Origin of the sequence: Pseudoxanthomonas sp., from assembly GCF_002863005.1 — a bacterium.
Taxonomy (GTDB): Bacteria; Pseudomonadota; Gammaproteobacteria; order Xanthomonadales; family Xanthomonadaceae; genus Pseudoxanthomonas_A.
This window is the reverse complement of sequence record NZ_PKDG01000021.1, coordinates 39,617-60,552: the sequence shown is the minus strand read 5'-3', so window position 1 is coordinate 60,552 and position 20,936 is coordinate 39,617. Positions and strand designations below refer to the sequence as shown.

The following is a 20,936-nucleotide window of genomic DNA, read 5'->3' as shown; positions in this document are numbered from 1 at the left end:
GATAGGCGAGCATCCCCGGACGCTCCATTACATTCCGTCCACCATTCTTCTCGGATCGTCCGGATGTCCGACCCCCTCTCCGACATCGTCCGCCTGCTGCGGCCCCACGCGGCATTCTCCAAGGGCATCAGCGCCGCCGGGCCGCTGGGCCGTGCGCTACGCCACCTTCGGCGAGCCCAGCTTCTGCATCGTCCAGCAGGGCCGGTGCGTGCTGGCGGTCGACGGCGAAGAGCCGATCACACTGCAAGCCGGCGATTTCGTGCTACTGCCGGCCACACCGGGCTTCCTGCTCTCCGATGGCCAAACGCAGCTGCCCGCCCATATCGATCCCACCCGCGATCCACTGCCCGACCGCGACGTCCGCCATGGCCGCCAGGACGGTCCGCCGGATGTGCGATTGCTGGGCGGCTGGTTCTGCTTCGAATCGCATGAGCCTGCGCTGCTCGCCTCGCTGCTGCCCACCCTGGTGCACGTGCGCGGCGTACCGCGGCTGTCGAACGTCGTGACCCTGTTGAGCGATGAAGCGGACCACGACTGGCCGGGGCGCGCCGTGGTGCTGTCGCGACTGGTGGATCTGCTGCTGGTCGAATCCCTGCGCGCCACGCCGGGTGCGTCCGCTCCTCCGGGCCTCCTGCGTGGCCTGGCCGATGCGCGCCTGGCACCGTCGCTGCGCGAGCTGCACGCACGTCCGGCCCATGCGTGGACCGTCGAGCAGTTGGCACAGCGTGCCGCGTTGTCGCGATCTGCCTACTTCGAACGATTCAGCCGTGCGCTGGGCGTGGCACCGATGACTTACCTGCTCGCATGGCGGATGGCGCTGGCCCGCGCGTTGCTGCGTGAGGGCCACGCCAGCGTGGCCGAGGCGGCCGAACACGTGGGCTACCGCTCGGTGAGCACCTTCAGCATGGCGTTCCATCGCCACACCGGCCTGCCACCGCGTCGTTACGCCCGCCAGTACCCGGCGACAGCGCGCGCGGAGCGCGGCTAACATCGCCGCCATGGCCGACCTTACCGCTCTCGCCCTCGACGCCCTGATCTTCATCGGCCTGGCCTGGGCTACGTGGCGGCTGCTGGCGCGCTCGATCCCGATCGCCGTCATCCCGATCATCATCGGCCTGCTGCTGGCGGCCACCGGCGTGCTGCCCGCGGACTGGGGCGTGCCGTCGAAGCTCGGCGACCAGATCGGCTTCCTCGGCGTGCTGCTGCTCGCCTTCACCGCCGGCCTGGAAACCCGCGAATCCGCGCATCTTCCCAGCGCGCCCAATGCCGCGCCGCTGCCGCGTGCGCAGGCGCTGCGCTTCATCGCCAGCGCCGGCATGGCGCTGCTGCTGCCCTTCGTCGCCGGCACGCTGGCGGCGCATTACTACTTCACCGGCTTGCCGGGCTGGCAGGCATCGAAGGGGGGCGCATGGATGGGCTCGCTCGCGATCGGCCTGTGCATCGCGGTCAGCGCACTGCCCGTGCTGATCGGCATCATCCGCGAACTCGGCCCGCTGCACCGCCCGCTCACCCAGATCGCCCTGCGCATCGCCGTGATCGACGACGCCGTGCTGTGGACCGGACTAGCCCTGCTGTTGCTCGCGGCGGAAGGCGGCTCACTGCTCGCCAGTGCATCACTGGTCACCGCACTCGCGATCGGCACGCTCGTGGTGCTCGCCTTCGCAGGCCGGCTGGCGCAGCGCGCGCAGGCGGTACCGCCGGCGTGGGCGATGTGGATGGCGCTGCCGCTGTTCCTCGTCGCCGGTGCATGGGCCAGTTCCCAGCTCGGCCTGCATGCGTTGCTCGGTGCGTATTTCGGCGGCGCGATGGTGCCGCCGGCCTGGTCGCGTCGCGTGCCGGTCGAACGCGTCGGCCAGATAGCCCTGATCGGCATCGCCCCCCTGTTCTTCGGCCACAGCGGTTTGAAGATCGATGGCAGCGTGCTGGGCTGGGCTTCGCTGCAGGCCTCGCTCGCGCTGCTGGTGGTGGCGGTGGCCGCCAAACTGGTCGCGGTGATCACCTGCCCGCCGTCTGCCACGCTGTCGCGCCGCGATGCGCTCGCGGTCGGCGCGCTGCTGCAATGCAAGGGCCTGATGGAAATCGTCGCGGCCACCATCCTGCGCGACAAGGGCCTGCTGTCCGAACACGCCTTCGCCGCGCTGGTCACCCTGGCCGTGTTGTCGACGCTGCTCACCGGCCCGTTCTTCCGTGCGCTGGTGAAACACCGCGCCACCGCCGACGCACGCGACCGCCAGACGGTGTAATCGCGCTACGCGTCGCGATCATGCATCCAGATAAGGCCGCGTCGTCTCCGTCAGCCACGCCATGAAGGCCTGCACGCGCTGCGGCAGGTGGCGGCGATGCGCATACAGCAGCGTCACCGGCATCGGCTCCGCGGCGTATTGCGGCAGCACCTCCTCCAGCAGCCCCTGTTCCACCAGCGTGCGCAGGCCCGCGACCGGCGCCTGGATCAGGCCCAGGCCGGCGATGCACGCCGCTTCGTACGCATCGGAACTGTTGACCGTCAGCGCGCCTTCCATCGGCACGCTGGCGTAGCGCGTGCCGTCCCAGTATTCCCACCCATCGGGCTTGCCGCCGAACTGGCTGGAGTAATGGATCAGCCGATGCGCATGCAGATCGTCCGGCGACTGCGGCACGCCATGGCGTTGCAGGTACGCCGGGCTCGCGCAGGTCACCACGCGCAACTGGCCCAGCGGCCGCGCGATCAGGCTGGTATCGGCCAGCGTGCCCACGCGCAGTACGCAGTCGAAGCCTTCGCGCACGACATCGACGCGGCGGTCGGTGCAGCTCAGTTCCAGCGCGAGCTGCGGATGCTCGTGCAGGAACGCCGGCAGGTGCGGCAGCACGAAGTGCCGTGCGAAGCGCGCCGGCATGTCCACCCGCAACCGGCCGCGCAGTGCCTGCGGCGAACGCGCGAACAAGTGCTGCACCTCGTCCATGTCGGCCAGCAGGTCCTGGCTGCGCTCGTAGAAGGCCTGCCCGTCCTGGGTGAGCTGCACGCGACGCGTGGTCCGGTGCAGCAGCTGCGTGCCCAGCCAGGCTTCCAGCTGCTGCACGGCGGTGGACACGCTGGCCTTCGGCAGGCCGAGGCTGTCGGCCGCACGGGTGAAGCTGGCCATCTCGGCGACCCGGACGAAGGCCTGCATGGCATCGAGGCGATTCATGGCGGCTCCGGCGATTGTTCGCCCTTGGCGAACGGTCCAATCAGTCTAAGCCGATTTATCCGCCCAATCCCGCCCAATACAGTGCCTCCACGGTGAATCCACCGCCTTCCCCACTGGAGACCTGCCATGACCCCGACCACCTCCCCCCTCACCCTCATCACCGGCGGCAGCCGCGGCCTGGGCCGCAACATGGCGCTGGCCGTCGCCCGCCAGGGCCACGACGTGCTGATCACCTACCGCAGCCAGCAGGCGGAAGCCGAAGCCGTCGTCGCCGAGATCGAAGCCCTCGGCCAACGTGCCGCGGCGCTGCCGCTGGACGTCGGCCAGAGCGATACCTTCGACGGCTTCGCCGATGCCGTGCGTGCCCGCCTCACCGCCTGGGGCCGCGAACGTGTCGACCACCTGGTCAACAACGCCGGCATGGGCGTGCACGCGGGCTTCGCCGAAACCACGCGGGCGCAGTTCGATGCGCTGGTCGACGTGCACTTCAAGGGACCGTTCTTCCTGACCCAGGCACTGCTGCCGCTGCTCGCCGATGGCGGGCGCATCATCAACATCTCGTCCGGCCTGGCGCGCTTCGCGCTGCCCGGCTACGCGGCGTATGCGGCGATGAAGGGTGCGATGGAAGTGCTGACGCGCTACCAGGCCAAGGAACTGGGTGCACGCGGCATCGCCGTGAATATCGTCGCCCCCGGCGCCATCGAAACCGACTTCGGCGGCGGCGCCGTGCGCGACAACGCACAGCTCAACGCCTTCGTCGCCTCGCAGACGGCACTCGGCCGTGTCGGCGTGCCCGACGACATCGGTGGCGTGGTCGCCTCGCTGCTGTCGCCGGCCAACCGCTGGGTCAACGCGCAGCGCATCGAGGCGTCGGGTGGGATGTTTCTGTAACCCCGCGTGTGCAAGCGCCGTTCCCCTCTCCCTGCGTCAGCGGGGAGAGGGTGCCCGAAGGGCGGGTGAGGGGCGAACTGAGCCGAGGCAATCGACGTAACGCGTTGCCTCCACGTTCAGCGCTCGCCCCTCATCCGCCTTCGGCACCTTCTCCCCGCCACGCGGGGAGAAGGATGTTTCAGAACTCCACCTTCACCGACGCCTCACTGCGCTTCGCTTCGCCGTGGTAGACCGCTTCGATGTTGTTGCCATCCGGGTCGAGCACGAACGCGCCGTAGTAGCCGGGATGGTAGTCGCGCAGGCCCGGCGCGCCGTTGTCCGTGCCGCCATGCGCCAGCGCGACCTCGTGGAAGCGCTCGACCATCGCGCGATCCTGCGCCTGGAACGCGATGTGGTGGCGCCCCGTGAGCTTGCCGTCCGCCGCCTCGCTGCCGGCGGTGGAGACGAACAGCTCATCGGCCCAGAAGTAGCTCGCGTCCTCGCCGCCCATCGGAACGCCGAGCACGTCGAACACGGCGCGGTAGAAGGTCTTGCTGGCCTCCAGGTCGCGTACGACCAGCTGGATGTGGTCGATCAGGCGGCCGCGATGCAGTTCGTTGGTTTCCATTGCGTCAACTCCCGTGGACAGGGCGACAGTGATGCCACCGGATGCGGACAGCCAGTGTCCGCGACCGCGCGTGTGCACGTCGTCAACCGCTCCTAACGCGGCCTGCACGCGGCCACGACGATGATGCGACGGGCCACCCCGAGTGGCCCCCACGTCGTCCAGGAGACCCCCGATGGCTGCGCGCAAATCCCCCGCGAAATCTTCCCCCCACCCCACGGCCGACAACGCGGCGCGCGGCGAAGGCGGCGAACTCCACTTCAGCGCGGGCGGCAAGCATCCGCCGCTGACCACCAACCAGGGCATCCCGGTCAGCGACAACCAGAACTCGCTGCGCGCGCACGACCGCGGCCCCACGCTGCTGGAAGACTTCATCCTGCGCGAGAAGATCACCCACTTCGACCACGAGCGCATCCCCGAGCGCATCGTGCATGCGCGTGGCACCGGCGCGCACGGCTACTTCGAACTGACGAAGTCGCTGAAGAAGGTCACCACCGCGCGCGTGCTCACCGAAACCGGCGTGCGCACTCCCGTCTTCTGCCGCTTCTCCACGGTGGCCGGCGGCGCGGGCTCGGTCGACACGCCGCGCGACGTGCGCGGGTTCGCGGTGAAGTTCTACACGCAGGAGGGCAACTGGGACCTGGTGGGCAACAACATCCCGGTGTTCTTCATCCAGGACGCGATGAAGTTCCCGGACCTGGTGCATTCGGTGAAGATGGAACCCGACCGCGGCTACCCGCAGGCCGGCAGCGCGCACGACACGTTCTGGGATTTCATCTCGCTGACACCGGAAGCCTTCCACATGATCATGTGGGCGATGAGCGACCGCACGATTCCGCGTTCGCTGCGGATGATCGAAGGCTTCGGCGTGCACAGCTTCCGCCTGCTGGATGCCGAGGGCAACAGCACCTTCGTCAAGTTCCACTGGCGGCCCAAGCTGGGCATCCAGTCGACCGTCTGGGACGAGGCGGTGAAGCTGCAGGCCGCCGACAACGACTTCCACCGCCGCGACCTGTTCGAGGCCATCCAGAAGGGCGACTTCCCGGAGTGGGAGCTGGCCGTGCAGCTGTTCAGCGAAGAACAGGCGGACGCCTTCCCGTTCGATCATCTCGATCCCACCAAGCTGATTCCCGAAGAGCTGGTGCCGCTGACCGTGATCGGCCGCATGGTGCTGGACCGCTGGCCCGACAACTTCTTCGCCGAGACCGAGCAGGTCGCCTACTGTCCGGCCAACATCGTGCCCGGCATCGACTTCAGCAACGATCCGCTGCTGCAGGGCCGTCTGTTCTCGTACCTCGACACGCAACTCTCGCGCCTGGGCGGGCCCAACTTCCACCAGATCCCGGTGAATGCGCCGAAGTGTCCCTTCGCCAACCTGCAGCGCGACGGCCACTTGCAGATGCAGGTGCCGAAGGGACGGGTGAACTACGAACCCAGCAGCCTGCAGCCGGATACACCGCGCGAAACGCCGACCGGGTTCCGCAGCCATGCCAGCATCGCCGACGGCCGCAAGGGACGTGTGCGGCCGGAGAGCTTCGCCGACCACTACAGCCAGGCGCGGCTGTTCTTCCGCAGCCAGACCGCGCCAGAGCAGGCGCACATGGCGGGTGCGCTGGTGTTCGAACTGTCGAAAGTGGAAACCCCGCACGTGCGCGAGGCCATCGTCGGGCACCTGCGCCATATCGATGCGGACCTGGCCAAGCGCGTCGCCGACGGCCTGGGCCTGGACGCGCTGCCGCCCGCACCGCCGACCCCCGTGAAGCCACAGGACATGCCGCCGTCGCCCGCGCTGCAGATCATCGGCAAGATGAAGCCGACCCTGCAGGGCCGCTGCGTGGGGATCCTGGTGGACGATGGCTCGGATGCGGCGGCGATCGCCGCACTGCGCAAGGCGGCGGAAGCCGATGGCGCGCAGGTCAAGATCGTTGCGCCGAAGATCGGCGGTGCGACACTCGGCAACGGCAAGCGACTGCCGGCCGACGGACAACTCGCCGGCACGCCGTCGATGGTGTTCGACGCCGTGGCCGTGGTGCTGTCGGACGCCGCAGGCAAGGCCATGGCGGCCGAGGCCGCCGCGGTCGATTGGGTCCGTGATGCGTTCGGCCACCTGAAGGCGATCGCGCACGACGACGGCGCGTCGGCCGTCATCCAGGCCGCCGGTATCGGCAAGGACGCCGGCGTGGTGAAGGCGTCGGACACGGCCGCCTTCGTCAAGGCCGCACGCACCCGCCAGTTCGCGCGCGAACCCAAGGTGCGTACCCTGCCCTGATCTTCCCCAGCCCTCCGCCAGGTCATCACCCATGCCCGAGACCATCTACGACGCCCTGCACGAAAGCCATGAAACCCAGCGCTCGCTGTGCCGCCGCCTGCTGCGCTCCAAGCCGGGCACGCGCGAGCGGCTGGACCTGTTCACCGCGCTGCGCATCGAACTGGCGGCGCACGCGGCGGCGGAGGAGCGCTTCCTCTACGTTCCGATCCTCATGGACGACCGCGGCCTGAATTCCTCGCGGCACGCGCTGCACGAGCACCACGAGATCGACGAACTGGTCGAGGACCTCCAGTCCCTGGACCCGCGCCACGCGGCCTGGTTGAAGAAGGCGCGCGAGCTGTCGGAGAAGGTGCATCACCACCTGCGCGAAGAGGAGAAGAAGTTCTTCCAGGTCTCCGGCAAGATCCTGACGGCAACGAAGAAGACGCAGCTGGCACGCCAGTACCGTCGCGACCACGCGCGCATGCACAAGGAACTGGAAGCGGAGTAATCCGGCCCGCGACGGCGACCGCACCACGCGGTAGGCTGCGGTCATGGACTCGCTGATCGCCGCCGCCGGCCGCGCCCTGACCGCCGGCGATGTGCTGGGCGCGCTCAAGCACGTGGGCTGGCGCGACGATCCGGCGGCACTGGCGTTGCGCGGCGTCGCCATGGCGCAGCTGGGCGACTATGCGCGTGCGCGCGACCTGCTGCGGCGCGCCACGCGCGGCTTCGGTCCGCGCGAGCCGCTGGCCCGCGCCCGCTGCATGGTGGCCGAAGCGGAGGTGGCGCTGGCCCTGCGCGATTTCGCCGCCGCGCCACAGCGGCTGGAAGACGCCGCGCAGGCGCTGGCCGCGCGCGGGGACCGCGCCAACGCCCTGCATGCACGACTGATCGCACTGCGCCGGCACCTGCTGCTGGGCCGGCTGGACGCGGCACGCACCACGCTGGACGCGCTCGATCTCGAGGGCGCACCCGCTGCGCACCATGCCCTGGCTGCGCTCGCCGCCGCCGAGATCGCCCTGCGCTCGCTGCGCACGCGCGACGCGCGGCTGGCGCTGCAGCGCGCAGAAGCGGCCGCAGGGCATGCGGGCATTCCCGCACTGTCCGCCGAGATCGCACAGCTCCGGGCGAGCCTGCAGCGCCCCGCCGCGCGCATCCTGCACGCCGGCCACGAACAGCCCGTGACACTGGACGAGGTCGAAGCCCTGCTTGCCTCCGGCACGCTGGTGGTCGATGCCCTGCGCCACACGGTACGCGATGCCCACGGCGCGGCATCGCTCGCGCGGCGGCCGGTACTGTTCGCGCTGTTGCATGTGCTTGCCGCCGCGTGGCCGGGCGATGTCGACCGCAACACCCTGATCGCGCGCGTGTTCCGCACGCGTCATCCCGACGAAACGCACCGCGCGCGCCTGCGGGTGGAGATCGGACGCCTGCGCCGCCTGCTCGCGCCGTTCGCCGACCTCGCCGCCAGCGCGCAGGGCTTCCAGTTGTCGCCGCATGGCGCGCGCAACGTCGTGGTGCTGGCGCCTCCTGTCGATGGCGAACAGGGGGCGCTGCACGGGCTGCTTGCCGACGGCATGGCGTGGTCCACCTCGGCGCTGGCCCTGGCCACCGGCGACAGCCAGCGTTCGGTGCAGCGCGCGCTCGCCGACATGGAAGCCGCGGGCCAGGTGCGCGCGATCGGTCGTGCGCGCGCACGGCGCTGGGTGGCGCAGCCGCTGGTCGGATTCACGACGATCTTGTTACTCCCCGCCTCGCCGTCGTCTGCGTAGATTGGCCTCGTCGCCCACCCAGGAGCCCGCCATGAACGACACACCGCGCCACGCAGTCCACGTCAGTCCTGCTGAAATCGCCCGCGAATACGGCCCCTTCGAAACGAGCCAGGGCGTGGCGGGCGTCACCTACGACGGCCACCATGTCTGGGCCGCCACCGGCGAGCGGCTGATCGCCATCGATCCGGCCGGCGGCGGGATCGCGCGCAGCCTGCCGCGTGCGGCCGATGCCGGCACCGCGTTCGACGGCACCCACCTGTACCAACTCGCCGAAGCGCGCATCGACAAGATCGATCCCGCCACCGGTGCGGTGCTGGCCTCGATTCCTGCCCCGGGCCAGGGCGGCGACTCCGGCATGGCCTGGGCCGACGGCAGCCTGTGGGTGGGCCAGTACCGCGAACGCCGCATCGTGCAGATCGACCCGGCCACCGGCGAAGTGCTGCGCACGCTCGAATCCGACCGTTTCGTCACCGGCATCAGCTGGGTCGACGGCGAGCTGTGGCATGGCACCTGGGAAGGCGACGACAGCGACCTGCGCCGCGTCGATCCGGCTGATGGACGCGTGCTCGAACGTCTGGAACTGCCGGCCGGCGTCCATGTCAGCGGCCTGGAATCCGACGGCGGCGACCTGTTCTATTGCGGCGGCGGTCGCAGCGGCCTGGTGCGCGCCGTGAAGCGGCCCGCGCGCACCGCCTGATCGCGCGCCGCACCCGCCCCCGCGCCCTCTTGTCCTTCATCCCCCCGATGCCCCGCGGCATCGGCGCGGGCAGGCATGCCCGCGCGCCCCTTCCCACCTCGATGGAGTCTTCCATGGACATGCCCGCACACCCTGCACACCCCGTCGCCACCCGAGATGCATGGCGCATCGCCCGCCTCGCCCTGCTCGCGCGCGAGAAGGAACTCACCCGCCTGCACGACGAGGTCGCGCGAGAACGCCGCGCACTGCCCTGGGTCCGTGTGGAGACCCCCTATGTGTTCGACACACCGCAAGGCACGCGCACGCTGGCCGAGCTGTTCGAGGGCCGCCGCCAGCTGATGGTGCAGCACTTCATGTTCGCGCCGGGTTGGGAACAGGGTTGCAAGAGCTGCTCCTTCATGGCCGACCACCACGCCGGTGCGCTCACGCACCTCGCCCAGCGCGACCTCACCCTGGTCGCGGTCTCGCGCGCACCGCTGGCCGATATCGACGCCTTCCGCCGGCGCATGGGATGGACATTCCCGTGGGTATCCTCGCATCGCACCTCGTTCAACCACGACTTCGGCGTGAACTTCAGCCAGGAGGACATGTCGCGCGGCGCCGTGGACTACAACTACAAGCGGCAGCCCTTCCCGCACGAGGAAGCCCCCGGCATCAGCGTGTTCGTGCGCGACGACGAAGGCCACGTCTTCCATGCCTACTCGCGCTACGGGCGCGGTGTGGAAGCGATGATGCACACCTACGCCCTGCTCGACCTGGCGCCGTTCGGCCGCGGTGAAGAGGGCGATGCCTACCCGATGGCCTGGGTGCGCCACCACGACCGCTACGACACCACGCCCGCCACCGCGTCCGGCGGATGCTGTGCCGCGAAACCCTGAGTCGACGCGCCATGCCGTTGCCCGATGCCTGGTGGCCTTGGCTCAGCATCGCCGGTCTGGGCGTGGTGCATGGCCTGAGTCCGGCGAATGGCTGGCTGTTCGTCGCGGCCATCGCCGCCGATTCCGGCGATGCGCACGACGTACGGCGCGCCCTGCTGCCCATCGCCATCGGGCACGCACTGTCGGTGGGGCTGGTCGTGGTGGTGGTGATGCAGGGCATCAGGCTGCCGCAGCAGCACCTGCTCGCCTTGGCGGGGAGCGGCCTGCTGGTCTTCGCGGCATGCAGACGCGTCGTGCGCCCACGCGCTGCCGCTCGCCATGCCGCCCCTCGATCGCACGCGGGACTTGCCGCCTGGTCCTGCCTCATGGGCACCGCGCACGGCAGCGGCCTGATGCTGGTGCCGGCGCTGATGCCACTGTGCATGACGGACGGACCTGCGCGCGCCATCAGCGCCACCGGGTCGCCTGCGTTGATGCTGACGGCCGTGGCAGTGCATCTGCTGGCGATGCTCGTGGCAACGCAGGTCGCCGCCGCTGGCCTCTGTCGCGGCCTTCGTTGCCGCGCGCGCTCGACGGACGCTGCCCGCACGCTGCTGCTCGGCCTGACGGGCGTGATGCTGATCGCGCAGCCCTGAAACGCTACGCGTTCTTTACGCGCCTGTCTCCGGAACGCATGGCGACGTTACGCACCACGGGCCTATCGTGACCACACCGCACACGCCGTGCGTCACGAACCGTTCCATGTCCATCCTGATCCTGCGCGGCCCGCATGCCGCGCTCCCCGACGTCCCCCTCCTCGGCCGCCCGCTGCTTGAACGTGCGAACGCCGTCGGCCAGTCATTGCGCTGTCGCGCCTTCGCCAGTGTCCGCCAGTTGGTTAGCGGCCTGCGACGCGCGCGCCGCGAGCGAACCGACCTGCTGCTGCTCGACGTCGGCGACCTGGCGATGCACGACGCAACCCAGAGCCGTGCCGTGCGCGACGCACTCGACGGCCTGCCTGCACCCTATATCGAAGTGCACGACGACGCCTCGCGCGTGCTGGAACCTCGCGTACAGCCCCAGCATGCACCGCTGGTGACCGTGATCCTGCGCAACGATCTCCCGCGTGCCTACGCGATGGCGCTACACATCGCACTGCGTCGCCTGCATCCCGCCCCTGCGGAGACCCTCCATGCCTGAGCCGGAGCCCCTCATGTCCATCCTCGTCATCCGCGGCCCCGAGCGCCACGACGCCCTCACGTCAGCCCCGCCGCCGTTGCCACCGTCGGTGCTCGGCGCGCTGGTGCAGCGCGCCGGCTGCGCTGGGCAGACGCTCGCCGTCCGCAGTTGCAGCTCCACCACCGAGGTCCTCACCGCCTTGCGTCTGGCCAACGAGTGGGGCGTACGCGCCACGCTGCTCGACCCCGGCGCGCTCACCGACCATCCGCTGTTGCAGCGCGCGGTGCAGGGTCTGGCCCATCCGTACGTGGAGGTCCACGACACGCTCGATGAAGGCGCCCTGCCCGCCGCCACCGGCCGCCGCCTCGCGGTCGTCGATGGCTACGGTGCGCGCAGTTACGCCTTGGCGCTGGAAATCGCGCTCGAGCAACTGGGCTGCACGGAATGCGAGTGCGATGTGCACGTCGGCACCTGACGCAGACGCTCGCGCATCCGTTCGCCGCTATTTCGCCGACTATGAGGTGTACGAAGGCGGACACTGCATCGCCTGGGGCCAGGTGGCGGCGCAGGTAGACGGCGGGGTGGCATCGGCCGACGCCATCGTGGCGACACTGCGCGAGGACGCTGCGCGCCAGCACGACGCGACGCCTGGCGCTATCCGGCTGCGTTGCGTGTGCCGGCTGTGATCGCGCACGCGAGACAGCGAATGTTCACCTGCTCATGTGACGCGTCGCCCAGTTTCCGGTGTAGTACACGCGCGCATTGACGCGGTCTTTGCGACCACGGCGCGACACTGCACACGTGGTCGATGCCGCAGCAGCGGCCTGCCGGATCCAGGTGAAACAGCCACGGCGGCCACAAGGGTACCGTTGTGCGAAGCCCTAGCTTCGCCCAGCTTGGCTGCAAGTGCGTCCCCGTCGAAGGATCGCTGGCGCGGTACCCTCTTCCCGAACGGATTCCCCACTCGCCCACGCCGTCCCCTTCTCCCCGCGAGGCGGGGAGAAGGTGGCCGAAGGCCGGATGAGGGGCGAGAGCGGTACGTCAGGCATCGTGGCCACCACCACCGCCACCACCGCCGCCATCACGCCCACGGTGCACATCGGCACGAGCGCGGGCGCACTCCCTTCGCACTGGCGTCTGGCGCGCATCACGCGCCCACGGCCCAGGTCAGGCGACACGCGCCTCATACGTTCGGCGGCAACGGGGTGGTGCGCACGCGCGGCACGACATCGACCGGCAGCGCCAGCGACTGAAGCTGGCAGAACGTCGCGTCGTAGGCCGCTACCTCCTCCTGGCACTGGCACAACGCGCGGAAAGGATTGCGTGCGGACAAGGCCTGGGCGGACGCGCGCAGGCGGTCGCCGTCGGGATGGGTCTGCACCAGCGCGGCAACCCACACGGTGAGGGCTTCCAACTGGCCGGTGGTGCGGGCGTCGCTGGCGTCCAGGCGGTCCAGCAGGGTGTGCAGGTGATGCTGCGAATACGACAACATGGGGCAGGTATCCTCGGGTGATTACCGTCGCCTGGCCCCTGTTCCAGCGTATCGGTCTCCCTACGTCACGCACGCCCTACCTGCATCCGGCCACGCGGAAACGGCCGGAGTCATGTGCCGTTGGGGGACACATGACGTCCGGCCTATGCGCGGTGTCGTATCAGCCGCGCAGATCGACGTCGGCGACCTTGTCCTGGTAATCCTCCTTGGGATCGACGCCGAACAGCAGCTTCACGCCCGCAAGCAGGCTGTGCTCGTTGAGCCAGATTTCCGCATGCTCGGCATCGAAACGCAGCAGCGCCAGTTTCGGATCATCCTTGCCGTCCTCGTACCACGCGGCGATGAAGGGATTCCACAAGCGCTCGATCACCGCACGGTCATCGTCGCGCACCAGCGAGCCCTGCAGGCTGGCGAACAGGTCATGTCCCATCGACGCGAACGCGGCCACGGCGCGCTGCGGTGATGCGGTGCGCTGCGCCAGCAGGTTGTCGGTGGAGGTGAAGATCCACAACGGACCCCGACCCTCGTGCTCCAGCAGCGCCGTCATCGGACGCGTGTGGCCATCTTCGGCCCCATCCAGGCCGATCATCATCGTGCGATCGGACTTGACCGCTTTCCACAACTTCTTCTCGAGTTCTTCAGGGGTATGCATCGCGTGGCGTCCAGGTCGGTGAAGCCCCGACGCTAGGCGCAGGGCCGTGGTGCCGGCGTCAACGCAGGCACCAGCCGTCAGCGCGGCGTCATGTTTGTCGTGCAGGCGTCACGGATGGTTCGCTGGTGCATGAACGGCACCGCGCGATTTCACCCGCCGTTCGCGACGCCCCGCGCAGCCTCACCCTGCAACCCCACAGGAGACCCGCCATGACCACCTCCCGTTACCTGCTCTCGCTCGGCCTGCTGTCGGTGATGTCCGCCGCTGCCGCGCAGAACTATGGTCCGCAGGATGAAGGCCGCCGCTTCAGCGACGGCAGCAAGGTCGAATGCCGCAATGTCGAAGTGCAGAAGAACACCCGCGATCCGAACCGCGTCGCCGGTACGGCCATCGGCGCCGTCGTCGGCGGCCTGCTCGGCAACCAGATCGGCAGCGGCAATGGCAAGAAGGTCGCCACGGTCGGCGGCGCCGTCGCCGGCGGCGCGATCGGCCGCAAGGTGCAGGGCAACAGCCAGGAGACGAAGGGCGACCGCATCGTCGAACGTCGTTGTGAGCGCGTCTATCGCTGACGGCGGTGCGCGACGCCTGAGGTGCCCGCCGGGCGCCTGCGGAGACGAGGCCGCAGGCGCCTTTTTTTGTTCGGCATTTCCGCCACCGCTCGGGCGCCGGGCTGACTAGCCGCGGAGTCCGCGCGCACGCTCGAGCGCGTTGCGTGTTGCGCGTTGTGCCGCGTCTCCCATGCGATCTGACCGAACATCACTACCTCACCCTGCCATCACCGCCGATGGCATGGAATCGATGTCCCTCCACCGCGCGAGTGATCCCATGACGCCCGGCACGCGTTCCAACCCGCACAGCGATGGCGAGAAGGCGAACACGCCCGACAAGCACCGCAACGATGATGCGACGTGGAAAGACCACGATCAGCCCGACATCCCGCACGAGGAGAAGACACCCCGCGATCCCGGACGCGATTACCCGGACGCGCGCGATACGGTGCCGCGCTGACCCCTGCCTGCCGTGCCGTCAGCGATCGGGCGGTGATGCGACCGCGAGTGCGTCGTGCAGGGCGTCCGCCGTGACCGGCCGCACGGCGCGTGCGCGCTCCTGACCCTGTTCCAGCAGCACGAGCGTGGGCCACAGGCGCACACCGAATGCGCGCCCGAGCGGACGACCCTTGCCGTCTTCCACCTTGAGATGGGTCAGGCCCGGCATGCGCGCGATCACGTCGCGGATCGCGGCCTGCGCGCCCTGGCAGTGTCCGCACCAGGACGCACCGAACTCCAGCAGCACCCTGCCCGGCATCGCCTCCACCGCGCTGCGCGTCGGCTCGGTAGGCAGGTAGTCCGCGCGGTAGGTCATGCCGCGGCGAGCGCCTGTTCGATGGCATCCAGGCGCGTGTTGGTCAGGTCCTTGCCGATCTCCGCCACGATGCGCTGCGTGGTTTCCTTGTGCAGCAACGGCCGCATGCGGCCGAGGGTGACCGGATCGGCGACCAGCACCAGGTGGTCGTACTGCTGCCGCAGCGCGCCGGAGTTCAGCCCTTTCGCGAGTTGCTTGGCGAACGTGGCTTCGTCGATCTGCCGGCTGGACGACTCGCCCGGCATGCTGCCGGCGGGGCCGTCGTCGTCCAGGTTCATCAATTCGAGCAGGTCGTACTGGTGCAGCGACACCGTGCCGTTCTCACCGCGGTTGCGGAACAGGCGCGCGCCCTCGCCGTCGGCCACGACAACCAGGGCGTCGGTGGGTAATGCCTTCATGGGATGACTCTCCTTGTGCAAATACAGGGCAGGCAGGCGCCGCGTCTCCGCGAGGAAGACGCGGCGCGATGCGGTTCGATGACTCAGTGCGGACGCTGGCGGTCGAGCGTGAACGCGTCGGCGACGGCGTGCTTGGCGCGCTCCCACGTCAGGCGCGAGCCGGCGCGGGCGCGGTCCCAACCGCGTTCCAGATCGCTGGCCAGGCTGTCGTCCCACTCGCGGTCGGCGTACTGCGCGCGGGCATAGGTGCCGTAGCGATAGGCCGAGCGGTAATCATCGAAGTCGTCGCCGTCCTGGCGGTACGGCGCGCTATCGAAACGCTGCGCGAACTGCTCATCGCTGCGCGCGTAGGCATTGTAGGTGCGGTCCGCACGCTCCCAGGCATCCTGCAGCGCCGGGCGCGCCTGCTCCCACTCCAGCCGCGATTCGCCGCGACGCTCTTCCCAGCCGGACTGCAGGCGGCGCTCGGTGTCTTCCCACGACTGCTCGGGGTACTCGCCGCGGGCCACCGCGCCGGCATGGTAGACGCCCGCGTAATCGCGCTGGAAGTCGTGTTCGTCCGAATAGTACGGACGCGTGCGCGAGGTCTCGCGCCAGTACTCGACTTCGCTGGTGGGATCCAGCCGCTCGGCCACGCCCTTGCCCGCGGCCGCGCCGATGACGGTGCCGGCGGCGGCGCCGATCAGCGTACCGATCGGTCCGAACACGGTGCCGGCCACGGCACCGGCGGCCATGCCACCGGCCACGCCGCCCACGCCCACGCCGACCGGGTGTGCGCCGGGTGCGCCGGAAAGGGGATCACGGTTTGCATCACGTTCTGAGGTATCGCGCGTCATCGTCATGTCCTTGCTGAAATAAGTGAGGGGAAAGACCGACGCAAGCAGCGTTGCGTGCGGCGTGCAGTCGATCTTCCCCATCGCGCGTGACCATCGTGTGCACTGGCTTCAGGTTGGTGCATACAGGGCGGCAACATCTGGCAATGCGCGGGCGATGCGCGTGCGCTACGGGTGCGATGTGTGCGCGCGGGTTGAGTGGGCGTGCGCTGACGGGACAGCGCCCCTCATCCGCCTTCGGCACCTTCTCCCCGTTGTCACGGGGAGAAGGAGAGCGGAGATTCGTGTGGATCGAAGGTTGCGTGGGCGTGCGCTGACGGGACAGCGCCCCTCATCCGCCTTCGGCACCTTCTCCCCGCTGTCACGGGGAGAAGGAGAGCGGAGATTCTTGTGGATCGAAGATTGAGTGGGCGTGCGCTGACGGGACAACGCCCCTCATCCGCCTTCGGCACCTTCTCCCCGTTGTCACGGGGAGAAGGGAGCGGAGATTCGTGTGTTGGTTCGACGGCTGCCCCCGGACTCACGCGGCGACGGGGGCGTCTTCCTTCTCGCGCGGCAGGCGGATGACGAAGATCGTGCGTCCGTCTTCCACGCGGGCGGTGACGTCGCCGCCGTGCGCGGAGGCGATCTCGCGCACGATGAACAGACCCAGGCCCAGGCTGGTGTGTTCACCGTGGTGGGCCTGGCGGGAGCCGCGGCGCAACGGATCGAACAGCGCGTTCAGGGCGTCGGTGGACAGTGCGTCGCCTGCGTTGCTGACGGCGATGCAGGCGCTGTCCTCGTCGCCGTCGACGGTGACGCGGATGTCGCCGCCCGCCTCGCCGTACTTTGCCGCGTTGGTGACCAGGTTGTGCACGGCCTCGCGCAGGCGGGCGTCGTCGAAGTGGCCGGACGCATCGTCGCATTCGACATGCAGGGTGAGGGTGACGTCGTGCAGCGTCGTGCGCAGCAGATCGACTTCGTCGCTGACGGCCGCCGCCAGGTCGCAGGGCGCACGATGCAGCGTCATGCCGGCGCCCAGCGTGCTCTTGCTGTAGTCGAGCAGGCCGTCGACCAGGCGGCTCAGTTGCACGCCCCCGTTGAGGATGCGTTCGGCCTGCCGGGCGTGCGGCGTGCCACGGGTGCTGTCCAGCAGGAATTCCGCCGTGCCCACCACCGCAGTGAGCGGACCCCGCAGATCGTGGCCCAGTGCACCGAGGAAGACGTTGCGCCACGACTCCACCGTGCGCGAGAACTCCACCAGCGACTCGGCCACGGCCTGGTCGATGGCTTCGTTGAAGCGGACCATGTCGTCGATGGAGGTGGCCAGCAGGGCTTCATCGGCCGCCCACCGCCGCAGCACCGAGGCGCGCAACGCGCGGTACTCGGCGATCATCTGGTTGACGCCGAACCCATCGTCCGCACGGCTGCGTCCGTGGCGGGTCGCGGCGGATTCGGGACCGGCCGGCGACGGCGCCCGCCCCTGCGACTTGGCGTGCTGCTGCGCCGAACTCTGTTCCGTCCGCAGGTCGGCCACGATCTCGCGCAGGATCAACGGAATGTCGTTGCGCAGCCGCTTGTGGTTCAGCTTCGCGCCTTCGGGGGCCTGCGTGACGGCGAACTCGACGGCATCGTCGAGGATCTGCTGCGTGTTTTCCTCTATGAAATCGGCAAGTCGCATGAACACTCCGTGGGATTCCTTGTTCGTTGTGGGCTGACAGTCGTCTACGTGATTCCCCTGTCCTGGTGCAGTGGTGCGGTGGTGCGCGGTCAGTCGGCGATGCTGCGCGGCTCGCGCGGATCGTCGATGTGGACCGGATCGTCCGGGGGTTGATCCGGGCCGACCGGGGTGTCGTCGGGATCGCCGGGGTCGCGCGGCATCGGCGGCCTGCCCGGATCCTCCGGCCGATACGGATCGCTCGGCGTGCCCGGCGGACTGGGCCTGCCGGGCTCGGACGGCGTGCCGGGTGGCGTGGGCTGGCCGGGCGGTGTCGGCTTGCCCGGCTCAGTGGGCGTCGGCGTGCCGTGCGCGGCGATGTCGATGCGAGGTGTCATGACGATGCTCCTGCGCGCCGACACGGCGCGCTTACTTGTCCGAGGTGGATGCCTGCAATGCCGCCGCGATGGCCGCGTCGCCGGAGACCAGATCGGCCCAGCGCACTTCCACGCCGTTGCGGCGCCCTTTTTCCACCAGCTTCAAGCCGGCGGGGTCGATGGTCAGCGTGTAGGCCTGCTCGCCCAGGGTCAGCTCGCGGCGAAGCGGTTTGTCGAGTGGGGTCATGGTGTGTCCTCAGATCTGCGGGGGATGTCGGCGAGGTTGCCCGTCCTTCGCGCCGGGTTCGGCGGCGGGATCGTTGCGTTCGTCGTTGGTGCGCTTGCCCGGCGATTCGCCGGGCACGACGTCGCCATCGGGGCGACGCTGTTCCTCGATCGGATTGGGCGACACGCGTGTGGTGTCCCGGGTCTTGCGATCCATGGCGGGTTCCTCGCTTGCGAGCGACCAGCCTGCGGAGGAATACGTTGACGGATCGTGAGCGTGGCGCGTGCGTTTTCAGCCTGCGGTCACGATGCATGAACAAAGCGACTGCGCGCTGAACACGCATGCACGCCGAGCACAGAATGTTGACGCGACACGCCCCACATTCATTCCATGCTCTGCCAAGAACGCATCGACGCGCGTCTGAACGACGCCGAATTCCTGGTCCGGTCCGGCGCCGACATCGGCGACCCGCATGCCTTCCTGCGTGGTTTGTGGACGCAGGTCTACGATGCAGCGCCCATGCATCTGCGCTCGGCGGCCCTGCGCCGGCTGCATGCGCTGTCGCGCCTGCTGGGCGTGCCGTACGTGCACGGCGACAACGATCCCACCCCCGCCTGACCGCGCACGCGCACATCGCGTGCGCTGCGCGTGCCGAGACGTACGGATGGTGACTAGGCCGAGCGCAGGCGCGTCAACGCGGCTTCGATGTCATGACGACGGAACGGCTTGGCCAGTACGTGCGCGTCGGCGAAGCGCTCGGGCAGCCCCTGCTGGCCGTAGCCGGTGGTGAACAGGAACGGCACCCCGCGCTCGCGCAGCGCATCGGCGATCGGGAACGACTGCGTCCCCGCCAGGTTCACGTCCACCACCGCCAGGTCGATCTGCGCATCGGCCAGGTCGGCCAGCGCCTGCTCCACCGAGCCGGCGCTGCCCACCACCTCGTAGCCCAGCGTGGGCAGCAGGTCTTCCAGCAGCATCACCAGCATCGATTCGTCTTCCACGATGAAGACACGCGGTGCCGGTTCGGTCGTCGTCATGCGGCCACTCCTAGGTCGGGCATGGGGGCGGTGATCCGGCACTTCACGCCGGCCTTGTCGAAATCGAGGGCGACGTCGCCGCCCAGGTCGTGGCGCAGTCCGCGCTCGATCAGGCGCGAGCCGAAGCCGCGGTGGTCGGGAACGACGACCGGCGGGCCGTCGTGTTCCTCCCACGACAGCACCAGGCTGTGGCGCCCCTGCACCGCTTCGGCGCGCCAGTGGATGCGCACGCGTCCGGGCTTGCGCGACAGCGCGCCGTACTTCATCGCGTTGGTGCACAGCTCGTGCAGCGCCATCGACAGCACCAGGGCGCGTTGCGGGTCCAGCTGCATGTCGGGGCCCTCGATGTCGAAGCGGTCGGAATCGTCGACCAGGCACGGGGCGATGGCGGTGCGCACGATGTCGTGCAGCGGGGCGTGGTCCCATTCCTGGCGGGTCAGCACGTCGTGCGCCTGCGCCAGCGCGTGCAGGCGCGCTTCGAAGCGGTCGCAGGCCGCGCCGATGTCGTCGGCCCCGCGCAGCGTCTGCATGGCCAGCGACTGCACGATGGCCAGGGTGTTCTTGACGCGGTGGTTGAGTTCGTTGAGCAGCAGGCGCTGGTGTTCTTCGTGCTGCCGGCGCGCGGTGATGTCGGTGGCGGCGCCGAACCATTCGGTCACCTCGCCGCCGATGGGGCGGATGGGCACCGCGCGCGAGGACACCCACGCCCAGTGCCCGTCTTCGGCGCGCAGGCGGTACTCGGCGCTGAAGGGCGTCTGGGTGATGCGGGCGCGGGTGATGGCATCGGCGACGAGGTCGCGGTCTTCCGGGTGCACCAGCACGTCCAGCCAATCGGGGGTCAGCGTGCCGTGGCGGCCGAACAGCAGGCTGCCGCCGACGATGTCCACTTCGCTCCAGTCGCGGTTGGTGCGATAGACCAGGTCGGAGGTGGCGTCGACCATCGCGGCGAGGCGCTCTTCGCTCTTGCGGCGGGCTTCTTCGTGCAGCTTGCGTTCGGTGACGTCGCGGGTGGTGCCGGCGACGGCCTCCACCTCGCCGCTGGGGCCGATGACCGGCACCAGCAGGTAGTCGTAGATGCGGCGGCCGTTGGTGCCGTTGAAGGGCACGTCGCCGCGCACGGGCTGGCGGGTGGCGATGACCTGTTCGATCTCGCGGTCGTGCATGGCGGCGTGCCAGGGTTCGTAGCCGAGCTCCAGGCAGTTCTTGCCGATGGCTTCGTCCCAGGTCTTGCCCCACATGGCCAGCAATGCGGCGTTGGCGTAGGTGAAGCGGTGCTGCAGGTCCCACATGTAGACCAGGTCGGGCGTGGTCTGCAGGAGGGTTTCGTACAGGCGGACGCGCTGCTCCGCAGAGGCGTGCGCGCCACCTGCCATCAAGGAGCTGTCCATGGAGGCGGGGGGTGTCTGATGGCGATGCGCCACCCTACCGCCCGTCGGCGTGCGCGACCCGTGAAACTTGGCAGGGTCGGGATCAGGTGAGGGGTTGCTGTTCAGGAACCGGCGCAGGAT

At 69.3% G+C, this 20,936-nt stretch carries 27 protein-coding genes and 2 pseudogenes; 15 read left to right on the top strand and 14 right to left on the bottom strand.

Annotated elements, in window-relative coordinates:
- Positions 1–151 precede the first annotated feature (151 nt).
- A complete protein-coding gene (locus CYU89_RS10730) occupies positions 152–988 on the top strand; it encodes an AraC family transcriptional regulator (RefSeq protein WP_296280880.1) in 837 nt (278 codons plus the stop codon).
- 10 nt (positions 989–998) lie between these two features.
- Complete coding sequence (locus CYU89_RS10725; RefSeq protein WP_296280879.1) at positions 999–2,243, top strand: cation:proton antiporter; 1,245 nt, start codon at positions 999–1,001, stop codon at positions 2,241–2,243.
- Positions 2,244–2,261: 18 nt separating this feature from the next.
- Here CYU89_RS10725 and CYU89_RS10720 read toward each other — a convergent pair whose 3' ends face one another.
- A complete protein-coding gene (locus CYU89_RS10720; RefSeq protein ID WP_296280878.1) occupies positions 2,262–3,164 on the bottom strand; it encodes a LysR family transcriptional regulator in 903 nt (300 codons plus the stop codon).
- 126 nt (positions 3,165–3,290) lie between these two features.
- Here CYU89_RS10720 and CYU89_RS10715 point away from each other — a divergent pair, with 126 nt between their 5' ends.
- Positions 3,291–4,055 carry an SDR family oxidoreductase gene (locus CYU89_RS10715; protein ID WP_296280876.1) on the top strand — a complete coding sequence of 255 codons (765 nt, stop codon included), beginning with the start codon at positions 3,291–3,293 and terminating at the stop codon, positions 4,053–4,055.
- A 178-nt stretch (positions 4,056–4,233) separates the two neighbouring features.
- On the opposite strand, the gene CYU89_RS10710 is transcribed toward CYU89_RS10715, so the two are convergent.
- Entirely contained in the window at positions 4,234–4,662 is a 429-nt protein-coding gene (locus CYU89_RS10710) for a VOC family protein (protein ID WP_296280874.1), read from the bottom strand.
- 172 nt (positions 4,663–4,834) lie between these two features.
- On the opposite strand from CYU89_RS10710, the gene CYU89_RS10705 reads away from it, so the two are divergent.
- The 9 genes from CYU89_RS10705 (at position 4,835) to CYU89_RS10665 (ending at position 12,101) form a co-directional block, all read left to right on the top strand.
- Positions 4,835–6,928, top strand: a complete 2,094-nt coding sequence (locus CYU89_RS10705; RefSeq protein WP_296280872.1) for a catalase — start codon at positions 4,835–4,837, stop codon at positions 6,926–6,928.
- Between the two features lie 31 nt (positions 6,929–6,959).
- Positions 6,960–7,418, top strand: coding sequence for a hemerythrin domain-containing protein (locus tag CYU89_RS10700; protein ID WP_296280870.1), 459 nt, complete (start codon positions 6,960–6,962; stop codon positions 7,416–7,418).
- 43 nt (positions 7,419–7,461) lie between these two features.
- Positions 7,462–8,682, top strand: coding sequence for a helix-turn-helix domain-containing protein (locus CYU89_RS10695; protein ID WP_296280869.1), 1,221 nt, complete (start codon positions 7,462–7,464; stop codon positions 8,680–8,682).
- Between the two features lie 31 nt (positions 8,683–8,713).
- Complete coding sequence (locus CYU89_RS10690) at positions 8,714–9,379, top strand: glutamine cyclotransferase (protein ID WP_296280866.1); 666 nt, start codon at positions 8,714–8,716, stop codon at positions 9,377–9,379.
- A gap of 113 nt (positions 9,380–9,492) precedes the next feature.
- Positions 9,493–10,257 carry a thioredoxin family protein gene (locus CYU89_RS10685; protein WP_296280864.1) on the top strand — a complete coding sequence of 255 codons (765 nt, stop codon included), beginning with the start codon at positions 9,493–9,495 and terminating at the stop codon, positions 10,255–10,257.
- Between the two features lie 11 nt (positions 10,258–10,268).
- Positions 10,269–10,892, top strand: coding sequence for a hypothetical protein (locus tag CYU89_RS10680; protein WP_296280862.1), 624 nt, complete (start codon positions 10,269–10,271; stop codon positions 10,890–10,892).
- 106 nt (positions 10,893–10,998) lie between these two features.
- Positions 10,999–11,436 (top strand): hypothetical protein, encoded by a 438-nt coding sequence (locus CYU89_RS10675; protein ID WP_296280860.1) that lies wholly within the window; start codon positions 10,999–11,001, stop codon positions 11,434–11,436.
- Between the two features lie 13 nt (positions 11,437–11,449).
- Positions 11,450–11,890, top strand: a complete 441-nt coding sequence (locus CYU89_RS10670) for a 3-dehydroquinate dehydratase (protein ID WP_296280858.1) — start codon at positions 11,450–11,452, stop codon at positions 11,888–11,890.
- Positions 11,871–12,101, top strand: coding sequence for a hypothetical protein (locus CYU89_RS10665; protein WP_296280856.1), 231 nt, complete (start codon positions 11,871–11,873; stop codon positions 12,099–12,101). Before CYU89_RS10670 ends, CYU89_RS10665 begins: the two co-directional genes overlap by 20 nt.
- A 497-nt stretch (positions 12,102–12,598) precedes the next feature.
- Here CYU89_RS10665 and CYU89_RS10660 read toward each other — a convergent pair whose 3' ends face one another.
- Positions 12,599–12,907 (bottom strand): hypothetical protein, encoded by a 309-nt coding sequence (locus CYU89_RS10660; protein ID WP_296280854.1) that lies wholly within the window; start codon positions 12,905–12,907, stop codon positions 12,599–12,601.
- 160 nt (positions 12,908–13,067) lie between these two features.
- The gene (locus CYU89_RS10655; protein WP_296280852.1) at positions 13,068–13,559 is read right to left on the bottom strand and encodes a pyridoxamine 5'-phosphate oxidase family protein; all 492 of its coding nucleotides are present in this window, start codon (positions 13,557–13,559) and stop codon (positions 13,068–13,070) included.
- 209 nt (positions 13,560–13,768) lie between these two features.
- On the opposite strand from CYU89_RS10655, the gene CYU89_RS10650 reads away from it, so the two are divergent.
- Positions 13,769–14,128 (top strand): glycine zipper 2TM domain-containing protein, encoded by a 360-nt coding sequence (locus tag CYU89_RS10650; RefSeq protein WP_296280850.1) that lies wholly within the window; start codon positions 13,769–13,771, stop codon positions 14,126–14,128.
- 256 nt (positions 14,129–14,384) lie between these two features.
- Positions 14,385–14,567 carry a hypothetical protein gene (locus CYU89_RS10645; protein WP_296280848.1) on the top strand — a complete coding sequence of 61 codons (183 nt, stop codon included), beginning with the start codon at positions 14,385–14,387 and terminating at the stop codon, positions 14,565–14,567.
- Between the two features lie 18 nt (positions 14,568–14,585).
- On the opposite strand, the gene CYU89_RS10640 is transcribed toward CYU89_RS10645, so the two are convergent.
- The 7 genes from CYU89_RS10640 to CYU89_RS10610 form a co-directional block, all read right to left on the bottom strand.
- Positions 14,586–14,921: a thioredoxin family protein gene (locus tag CYU89_RS10640; RefSeq protein WP_296280846.1), complete on the bottom strand. Its 336-nt coding sequence runs from the start codon at positions 14,919–14,921 to the stop codon at positions 14,586–14,588.
- Positions 14,918–15,319, bottom strand: a complete 402-nt coding sequence (locus CYU89_RS10635) for a host attachment family protein (protein ID WP_296280842.1) — start codon at positions 15,317–15,319, stop codon at positions 14,918–14,920. Before CYU89_RS10635 ends, CYU89_RS10640 begins: the two co-directional genes overlap by 4 nt.
- Before the next feature lie 83 nt (positions 15,320–15,402).
- Entirely contained in the window at positions 15,403–16,161 is a 759-nt protein-coding gene (locus CYU89_RS10630; RefSeq protein ID WP_296280954.1) for a hypothetical protein, read from the bottom strand.
- Positions 16,162–16,672: 511 nt separating this feature from the next.
- Positions 16,673–17,812: a sensor histidine kinase gene (locus tag CYU89_RS10625; RefSeq protein WP_296280817.1), complete on the bottom strand. Its 1,140-nt coding sequence runs from the start codon at positions 17,810–17,812 to the stop codon at positions 16,673–16,675.
- An 89-nt stretch (positions 17,813–17,901) separates the two neighbouring features.
- On the bottom strand, positions 17,902–18,186 hold the full coding sequence (locus CYU89_RS10620; RefSeq protein WP_296280815.1) for a hypothetical protein: 285 nt from the start codon (positions 18,184–18,186) through the stop codon (positions 17,902–17,904).
- A gap of 31 nt (positions 18,187–18,217) precedes the next feature.
- A complete protein-coding gene (locus tag CYU89_RS10615; RefSeq protein WP_296280813.1) occupies positions 18,218–18,412 on the bottom strand; it encodes a hypothetical protein in 195 nt (64 codons plus the stop codon).
- A 9-nt stretch (positions 18,413–18,421) separates the two neighbouring features.
- The gene (locus CYU89_RS10610) at positions 18,422–18,607 is read right to left on the bottom strand and encodes a hypothetical protein (RefSeq protein ID WP_296280812.1); all 186 of its coding nucleotides are present in this window, start codon (positions 18,605–18,607) and stop codon (positions 18,422–18,424) included.
- 174 nt (positions 18,608–18,781) lie between these two features.
- Between CYU89_RS10610 and CYU89_RS10605 the strand changes: the two genes are divergently transcribed.
- The gene (locus CYU89_RS10605) at positions 18,782–19,009 is read left to right on the top strand and encodes a hypothetical protein (protein WP_296280808.1); all 228 of its coding nucleotides are present in this window, start codon (positions 18,782–18,784) and stop codon (positions 19,007–19,009) included.
- 53 nt (positions 19,010–19,062) lie between these two features.
- On the opposite strand, the gene CYU89_RS10600 is transcribed toward CYU89_RS10605, so the two are convergent.
- The 3 genes and pseudogenes from CYU89_RS10600 to CYU89_RS10590 form a co-directional block, all read right to left on the bottom strand.
- The gene (locus CYU89_RS10600; protein ID WP_296280806.1) at positions 19,063–19,428 is read right to left on the bottom strand and encodes a response regulator; all 366 of its coding nucleotides are present in this window, start codon (positions 19,426–19,428) and stop codon (positions 19,063–19,065) included.
- Positions 19,425–20,249: pseudogene (locus tag CYU89_RS10595) on the bottom strand (HWE histidine kinase domain-containing protein); the annotation flags it as partial. The pseudogene CYU89_RS10595 and the gene CYU89_RS10600, both read right to left, overlap by 4 nt.
- Before the next feature lie 156 nt (positions 20,250–20,405).
- Positions 20,406–20,801: pseudogene (locus CYU89_RS10590) on the bottom strand (PAS domain-containing protein); the annotation flags it as partial.
- Positions 20,802–20,936: the final 135 nt, after the last annotated feature.